The sequence below is a fragment of the Gardnerella vaginalis ATCC 14018 = JCM 11026 genome (assembly GCF_001042655.1).
Lineage (GTDB): Bacteria > Actinomycetota > Actinomycetes > Actinomycetales > Bifidobacteriaceae > Bifidobacterium > Bifidobacterium vaginale.
Genome location: NZ_AP012332.1, coordinates 1,659,919 through 1,667,406, shown reverse-complemented (window position 1 = coordinate 1,667,406; position 7,488 = coordinate 1,659,919). Strand labels below are relative to the sequence as shown.

9 protein-coding genes are annotated in these 7,488 nt (G+C 37.7%); 8 read left to right on the top strand and 1 reads right to left on the bottom strand.

Translation table 11 applies throughout. The annotated features are described in order from the left end of the window. The first annotated feature begins 409 nt into the window (after positions 1–409). The 8 genes from rpmH to GAVG_RS06510 all read left to right on the top strand — a co-directional run bounded on the left by rpmH (position 410) and on the right by GAVG_RS06510 (position 6,446). Complete coding sequence (gene rpmH / locus GAVG_RS06540; protein ID WP_004114029.1) at positions 410–544, top strand: 50S ribosomal protein L34; 135 nt, start codon at positions 410–412, stop codon at positions 542–544. A 20-nt stretch (positions 545–564) separates the two neighbouring features. Then, entirely contained in the window at positions 565–1,092 is a 528-nt protein-coding gene (gene rnpA, locus GAVG_RS06535) for a ribonuclease P protein component (RefSeq protein ID WP_004120215.1), read from the top strand. A gap of 6 nt (positions 1,093–1,098) precedes the next feature. Then, on the top strand, positions 1,099–1,419 hold the full coding sequence (yidD, locus tag GAVG_RS07185; RefSeq protein WP_016827106.1) for a membrane protein insertion efficiency factor YidD: 321 nt from the start codon (positions 1,099–1,101) through the stop codon (positions 1,417–1,419). Further along, positions 1,419–2,426 carry a membrane protein insertase YidC gene (gene yidC, locus GAVG_RS06530; protein ID WP_004114035.1) on the top strand — a complete coding sequence of 336 codons (1,008 nt, stop codon included), beginning with the start codon at positions 1,419–1,421 and terminating at the stop codon, positions 2,424–2,426. Before yidD ends, yidC begins: the two co-directional genes overlap by 1 nt. A 106-nt stretch (positions 2,427–2,532) precedes the next feature. Continuing rightward, on the top strand, positions 2,533–3,090 hold the full coding sequence (locus GAVG_RS06525) for a Jag family protein (RefSeq protein WP_004114037.1): 558 nt from the start codon (positions 2,533–2,535) through the stop codon (positions 3,088–3,090). A 116-nt stretch (positions 3,091–3,206) separates the two neighbouring features. Next, a complete protein-coding gene (gene rsmG / locus GAVG_RS06520; RefSeq protein ID WP_004114039.1) occupies positions 3,207–3,917 on the top strand; it encodes a 16S rRNA (guanine(527)-N(7))-methyltransferase RsmG in 711 nt (236 codons plus the stop codon). A gap of 298 nt (positions 3,918–4,215) precedes the next feature. Beyond that, a complete protein-coding gene (locus GAVG_RS06515; RefSeq protein ID WP_162037912.1) occupies positions 4,216–5,166 on the top strand; it encodes a ParA family protein in 951 nt (316 codons plus the stop codon). Continuing rightward, positions 5,166–6,446 (top strand): ParB/RepB/Spo0J family partition protein, encoded by a 1,281-nt coding sequence (locus GAVG_RS06510; RefSeq protein ID WP_004114043.1) that lies wholly within the window; start codon positions 5,166–5,168, stop codon positions 6,444–6,446. Before GAVG_RS06515 ends, GAVG_RS06510 begins: the two co-directional genes overlap by 1 nt. A 95-nt stretch (positions 6,447–6,541) precedes the next feature. Here the strand turns inward: GAVG_RS06510 and trxB are convergent, their stop codons facing one another. Beyond that, a complete protein-coding gene (gene trxB / locus GAVG_RS06505; protein ID WP_004114045.1) occupies positions 6,542–7,483 on the bottom strand; it encodes a thioredoxin-disulfide reductase in 942 nt (313 codons plus the stop codon). Between the last annotated feature and the right edge of the window lie 5 nt (positions 7,484–7,488).

Sequence of the window (7,488 nt, the reverse complement as noted above, 5' to 3'; positions counted from 1 at the left end):
GTTACACCCCCAATCAAAAGTAATTTCCTTTTCGCATTAACAACTCAGTGTATTTTTTTAATACACATTTATGTGTGAAAAGAGTGCTAGTAGAATATGTTTACTCCGACCCTAAGAAGTTATCCACAGCCTAGCGTGTTGAAAATACTTGTATGTTAATAACATGTGTGTAATTTGTGGATAATGTAAAACTTAGTAATCCACATTTTCCAACGATTTTAAGACGAATTATTTACGTTTTTTAATAGATTTATAAAGTTATTTAGAGAATAAGAATTATTCTAAAAGTCCTGTTTAGAACACGATAATTAATAAAATTTTAGCTCTTGGTGAGGGGTGATAGTAATTTGGTATAGCTTGACTCATACGGAGCCATGCTTTTGCATGGCTAAATACAGGAGCGTTAGTTATGAAGAGGACATTCCAGCCTAACAACCGTCGTCGTCACATGAAGCACGGATTCCGCGTCCGCATGCGTACGCGTGCTGGTCGCGCAGTGATTAACCGTCGTCGTGCCAAGGGCCGCAAGACACTTTCTGCCTGAGCTGGGACGCGTCGTAAAGCATGGATAGGCTGAAAAGCCATCGCGATTTTGTTGCGGTGCTCAAAAAACGACGCAAAGTGTGTTCACGGGATATAGTCGCGCATTATGATATGCGTGTATGTGTAACCGTATTAGACGCGCTTAACGAAGACAGAAAAGTAAGTCCAGATGATATTGCCACGGGTTTTGAAAACACTCCCGCGGCATTTTGTGATACCTTAAAGCAACCTCAAAAAAATGATGTTGCTTTAAGGTTAGGTCTTGCTGTATCTAAATCAGTTGGAAAAGCTGTTATTCGAAATAAGGTAAAACGACGTTTTAGGGTAATAGCAAAAGAGCACGAGTCGTTGCTTCCATATGGTTGCGATGTAGTATTGCGTGCAAAACCTACTGCTGCACAATCTTCGTTTGATTCGTTGAATGAGCAAATCAAAAAGATTTTCGGCAAAATAGCTAAAAATCTTCAAGATCAAAATCAATTCATGCAAACTATGTGCTTAAAAACTAGCGAAGATAGTGATAGTAAAGCAAGCTCGCAGGAGCAGTGATGAATCATGAGCGGTAGAAATAGTGTTGTAGCGAATTTGATTATAAAAGCGATTCGCTGGTATCAACGCGTGATTTCTGCCAAAAGACCTGCTTGCTGTCGTTATTATCCAACGTGCTCAAGATACGCTATAGAAGCCGTTAGCCGCTATGGGGCGTTTAAGGGTGGTATTCTAGCCGTTTTACGTCTGTTGCGCTGTAGACCATGGACTAGCTGCAGTATTGACGACGTACCACGAAAATATTCAATTTTTTATCGTTGCGCCTGGTCTAAAGCGCATGAAGAGCCACGGTTAACTCCCTTGGCTGACGAAGACAAGGATAACTAATGTTTAATCAAGATCATTTCTTACTTGATAACGGAATTTGGGGATGGTTTTATAAAATCCTTACGCCAGTTGAATGGCTTATGACTCAAGTAATGTCACTTTTCCACAAGCTATTTGTTCTTATTGGGATGAATGAAATTGGATTCTCTTGGGTACTTTCAATCGTTTTCCTTGTGCTTGTTGTGCACGCGTGCATATTCCCTGCCTTTATAAAAAGCATTAAAGGTATGCGCAATATGCAAGCAATCGCTCCTAAAATGAAGAAAATTCAGCAAAAGTATAAGGGTAAAAGCGATCCTGCTAGCAAAGAAGCCATGCAGCGAGAAATGATGAAGCTGTATCAAGAAAACAACGCAAATCCTGCAGGAAGCTGCCTGCCAATGATGATTCAAGGTCCAGCGTTTATGAGTATTTGGTACACGCTTTCCGTTATACCATTTATTGCTAGAGGCAAGCATACTGCTCTTGGTGCTTTTGATGTTGCTACAGCACAGCAATTTGTTAAAACTCATGTGTTTGGCGTTGGTGTTTCCGACACGTTTATGACGGTTCAAGCGGGCGGAAAAGTTGTTATTGTAATCTTTGTTATATTGATGTGTGCTGCAATGTGGTACATGCAATTTAACAATATTCGTAAGAATCTTCCGCCAGAATCGAAGCAGGGTCCCCAGTATACGATGCAAAAACTTATGATGTGGGGATTCCCATTAATCTACGTTTTCTCTGCATTCGCTCTTCCATTTGCAATGCTTGTTTATTGGCTTGTAAACAACATTATGAATATGCTTCGCTCTATTTGGCAGGTATATGCTTTCCCAACTCCAGGTTCTCCAGCTGCGGAGGAAAAAGAAAAACGAGATTATAAGAATGAATCCGAACGTCGTAAACGTGAAGGATTGCCTTCTATTGAAGAAGAAAAGCTTCAAAAAGCTCGCGAAGAAGCTAAGCGTAGAGAAGCCGAAGGGTTTCAACGTAAGCAGCCTACGCGTAAGCGAAAAAATAAATAGATAAAAATATGTGAATAAACAAGTAGGTAATTTTGGATTTATCTTCAGTTACACTTGTAAACAGAATTGTGATTCTTGACATTTATTGCAATTAAGGAGTATGTAAATGGCGCAAGACGAAACTAGAAGCATTGACCAGCTCAATGAGGAAGCTGATATAGCTGCCGATTACTTAGAAGGACTTCTAGATATTGCTGATTATGAGGGCGATATTGAAATGGGTGTTCGTAACAATAGACCGATGATTCAGATTGTTGCGGATGATGATTCCGATATTAAGCATTTGATTGGCAGGGATGGAGAAGTTGTTGACGCATTGCAGCAGCTTAGCCGATTAGCTATTCAACAAAAAACTGGTGAGAGATCTCATTTAATTGTTGATGTTGATGGATTCCTTAAGCGTAAGCGTCAGCATTTGCGTGATATTGCTTTGGATGCTGTTGATGAGGTTCGTGAGACTGGGGATCCAGTTGAATTGAAGCCGATGAATTCATTTGAACGTAAAGTCATTCATGACACTGTGCGAGATGAGGGTCTGCGTTCTAGGTCTCATGGAGAAGAACCACATCGTTATGTAACCGTTTATATGCCTGTAAGTGCAGTTGAAGACGAAGATCTTGATGATATAGCTGTTGACGTAGATGAAGAGTATATAGAAGACTGATTTAAGATTTTGCAATTTTCATGATTGCACGAGGCTGTTGAAACACTATAAAAGTAACACAATGAAACAAAAAATGTTTTATTGTGTTACTTTTTATTTGATAAGCGCGGGGAAGTATGGAAGAAAATTTAAATAAAGATAATAACGATAATACTCAAGAGACAATTGATGAATTAGAAAATTCACCATTGCTAAGCGAAGTTTTAGGTGATGCTCTTGATAAATGTAAGATGTTTCACGTGAAACTTCAAAAAGAGGGCTTGCTGAGAGGATTAGTTGGACCTAGAGATATGAGTATTCTCTGGGAAAGACATATATTAAATTCTGCAGCTGTTGTTCCTTTTATTAAGGAAGCTATTAAAAAGTCTAAGAAAAAATCTATAGCAGACGTAGGAAGTGGTGGTGGATTCCCTGGTATTGTTATAGCAGCATGTTTGCCTGATTGTGATGTAACATTAATTGAACCTATGGAAAGACGCGTTCTTTGGCTAAAAGAATGTGTAGAACTTATGGGATTAGACAATGTCACTATTTTTCACGGAAGATCAGATGAAATTATTGAAAAAATAAAATCTCATGATATATCACCGTTTGACGTTGTAACGTGTAGAGCTGTAGCACCTATGACAAAACTAGCAGGGTGGACTATCCCTCTATTAAATACACATGGTCAACTGATTGCGTTAAAGGGAAAATCTGCCCAGGCTGAAATTGAGAAAGCCGCAAAAATGATCAAAAAAGCGAAGGGTGTGAATCCTAGGGTTGTTGATGCTCCTGTTGCAAATGGTCTTCAATCTACGACTGTTGTATTAGTTGACAAAGCATAATTCATATTATTAATTACATATAAAATAATTCGTTTCACGTGAAACTTTAATCTTCCAGTGTTTTACGTGAAACAAATATTTTTATGTAAAAATATTTGTATAAAATACGTATAATGTAGTTTATTTTGTTTTCTATTTTTCGTCATTTTCCTTTATATTTAGCACGTGTTTCACGTGAAACTTGTGCTCTTTTTGCTGTGTTTTATGTCCATAGAAGAAACGAAACTTGAAAATACTAAGGTTTAAATTGGTTAAATTATGGTAATTTTCCCATAGGTGGTCGGGGGTGGATGAAGTTATGTTGGAGTCAGCTGAAGATACGATTAAGCGTATTTTTGGAGATTCTGGATCTTCCTTAGGTAGTGAATTGGCTAATATATCAAGCCGATTTCATGCCATTGATGGGGTAGTTTTTCCTAAGCCTAAAGAAACGCGATTTATTGCTGTTGCGAATCAAAAGGGTGGTGTTGGCAAAACCAGTTCGGCTGTAAATTTATCTGCAGCTATGGCTATTGGTGGTTCAAAAGTTTTGTTGATTGACATGGACCCTCAGGGTAATGCTTCCACAGCTATGAATATACCTCATTCTTCAGCAGATCCCTCTGTTTATGATGTTATCGAGGGAAGAAAAACTATTGCTGAAGTAAAGAAAACTTGCCCAGATATTGAAGGACTTGATGTTGTTCCTGCTTCTATTGATTTAAGTGGAGCAGAACTAGAAGTTGCGCAGATGGAAGATCGAAATAATCTTCTTAAAAATGCTGTTAATGAGTTTCTTGGCAATAATAATGAGCACTACGATTATGTGTTTATTGATTGTCCACCATCTCTAGGTCTTTTGGTAATTAACGCGATGTGTGCTGCTCATGAAATGCTAATACCAATTCAAGCTGAATATTATGCACTAGAAGGATTAGGACAACTCATTAGGACAATTGGATTAGTGCAACAACATTACAATCCTACGCTGGTTGTTTCAACAATGTTAGTAACGATGTTTGATAAGCGAACTCTTCTTGGTAGAGAAGTGTTTCAAGAAGTTAAAAACCATTATCCAAATATTGTTCTAAATACTACCATTCCAAGAACTGTCAAAATACCAGAAGCACCAAGTTTTAATCAAAGTGTTATAACTTATGATCCACACGGAACTGGAGCAGTGTCGTATAGGGAAGCTGCGTTAGAGATAGCAAATAAGTCTGATGCTATTTTAGCTGTAATTGACGCTAAAAGAGAGGGTAATGCATAATGAGTACAACTAAATCTCGTTTAGGCAAAGGGTTAGGGGCGCTATTTCCTGCACTACCTGGGGAAAATGCTCTTGTTAATGCTGAGGCAAAAAATAATGAAAATGTTTCACATGAAACATTAATACAAAAAGATGTTTTTAACGATGTTTCACGTGAAACTAAAGTTCCTAGTATTGATAAAGCAATTTCTCCACATGAAGGTCAAAATAATGTTCAAAAAACCACCGTTTCACGTGAAACAGTGCCGCCGATTGCTAATAAAAATAAGCATTCGTCAAAGCGATCTTCTATGCCATCAATTGACGATGTAACTAGACCAATTGACTTTTTCTTTGGTGATTCTGCGTCTAAAACGTTTGTGTCTTCAAAACAAAAAACTGAAGAAAAGAAAATTTTTAATAAAACAATTGATGAAAAACACAACGCGGAAAATAAAGAATTAAAACCTGTTGAAGGCGGCTATTTAGCATATTTAGATCCAACTGATATTGTTCCAAATGCTCACCAGCCGCGTACGATTTTTGATGAAGAAGAGCTTCAAGAATTAGCTGCATCAATCAAAGAAGTTGGAGTTTTGCAGCCTATTGTTGTGCGAAAAATTAATAACGTAGATCAAGAGGATACGCATAATGCTCATTATGAATTAATAATGGGTGAGCGCAGATGGAGAGCAACTCAATTAGCTGGTCTTAAAAAAGTTCCAGCAATTGTTAGAACAACTTCTGATGAGAATATGCTTAGAGATGCTCTTTTGGAGAATCTGCACAGAGTTGCTTTAAATCCTTTAGAAGAAGCTGCAGCGTATGCTCAGATGATTGATGATTTTGGATTAACACAGGTTCAACTCTCAAAATCTGTGTCTAAATCACGTCCGCAAATAGCAAACACTTTACGTCTGTTAAATCTTCCAGCTAGCGTGCAAAAGCATGTTGCATCTGGTGTTCTTTCTGCAGGTCATGCTCGCGCACTTCTTGCTTTGCCTACATCTGAAGAAATGGAATCATTGGCAAAACGAATAATTGCAGAAGGCTTATCTGTTAGAAGTACTGAAGAGATTGTGTCTATTAGAGTAGACAATAGTGATGAGTCTTCTAAGAGAAATAGGGTTCAAAGAAATAATAAGTGGGCGCATTCTCCTATTAGAAAACAACTTGAGAATATATTTTCTACAAAAGTTGCAATTAAGGGCACAGAAAACCATGGAAGAATCGAAATTGTATTTTCATCTCCAGAAGAAATGCAAAGGATTTTTGACATTTTAGTAAACAAAAAAGATTAGCAACATAAATTAACATAATACAAACTGAAAAGCTTCAATGAATTACTTTTAAAGTAATTCATTGAAGCTTTTTGTTTCACGTGGAACATAATTTATTATTCGCTTAAATCATTTAAATAAGCTTGAGCATCAAGAGCAGCGCGGCAGCCCATTCCTGCTGCAGATATTGCTTGCCTATAAACGCTATCTACCACATCTCCTGCAGCAAAAATACCAGGAATAGATGTTTTAGTAGATGCACCCTGTACTGAAATAGTTCCATCTTCGTTAAGAGCTATAGAGTTATTTAAGAATGAGGTTGATGGTAGATGACCAATAGCAACGAAAATACCAGATGCTTCAATATCTTGAGTTTCTCCAGTTACAACATTTTTTACAGTTACAGACTGAGCATCTTCATTGGAACCATTTATTGATTGAACAACAGAGTTTAAAACAAATTTAATCTTCTCATTTTTGCGAGCTCTATCAATCATGATTTTAGAAGCACGGAATGAATCGCGCCTATGAATCAATGTTACAGAAGAACCAAATCTAGTTAGGAACAATGCCTCTTCAAAAGCTGAATCGCCTCCGCCAACTACAACGATTGGTTTTCCTCTAAAGAAGAATCCATCACAAGTTGCACAATAAGAAACACCTCGTCCAGAGTATTCTTGCTCTCCAGGAACCCCCAATTTTCGCACTTGCGAGCCTGTAGAAATGATTACTGCATTTGCTGTATAAGTTTCTCCATCGTCTGTTGTAACTGTCTTCAAATCGTCCTTAAAATCTACAGACACGACATCGTTTAATATAATTTGTGCTCCAAATTTTTCTGCTTGCTTTTGCATAGCTTCCATTAAATCTGGTCCAAGTATTCCATCTACAAATCCTGGATAATTTTCAACCTCTGTAGTGTTCATGAGTTGTCCACCAGGAGTTAATGCTCCAGCAATGACCAAAGGAGTGTAGCCTGCGCGTGCTAAATACAATGCCGCAGTATAACCCGCAGGGCCAGAGCCAATAATTATTACTTTTTTGTTTAGTTTTTCCATAAAAT

Coding starts and splice junctions, on each gene's coding strand:
- rsmG (WP_004114039.1), top strand. CDS start 3,207: ATGGAAGAAAATTTAAATAAAGATAATAACGATAATACTCAAGAGACA.
- yidD (WP_016827106.1), top strand. CDS start 1,099: ATGAGCGGTAGAAATAGTGTTGTAGCGAATTTGATTATAAAAGCGATT.
- GAVG_RS06525 (WP_004114037.1), top strand. CDS start 2,533: ATGGCGCAAGACGAAACTAGAAGCATTGACCAGCTCAATGAGGAAGCT.
- GAVG_RS06510 (WP_004114043.1), top strand. CDS start 5,166: ATGAGTACAACTAAATCTCGTTTAGGCAAAGGGTTAGGGGCGCTATTT.
- yidC (WP_004114035.1), top strand. CDS start 1,419: ATGTTTAATCAAGATCATTTCTTACTTGATAACGGAATTTGGGGATGG.
- trxB (WP_004114045.1), bottom strand. CDS start 7,483: ATGGAAAAACTAAACAAAAAAGTAATAATTATTGGCTCTGGCCCTGCG.
- rpmH (WP_004114029.1), top strand. CDS start 410: ATGAAGAGGACATTCCAGCCTAACAACCGTCGTCGTCACATGAAGCAC.
- GAVG_RS06515 (WP_162037912.1), top strand. CDS start 4,216: ATGTTGGAGTCAGCTGAAGATACGATTAAGCGTATTTTTGGAGATTCT.
- rnpA (WP_004120215.1), top strand. CDS start 565: ATGGATAGGCTGAAAAGCCATCGCGATTTTGTTGCGGTGCTCAAAAAA.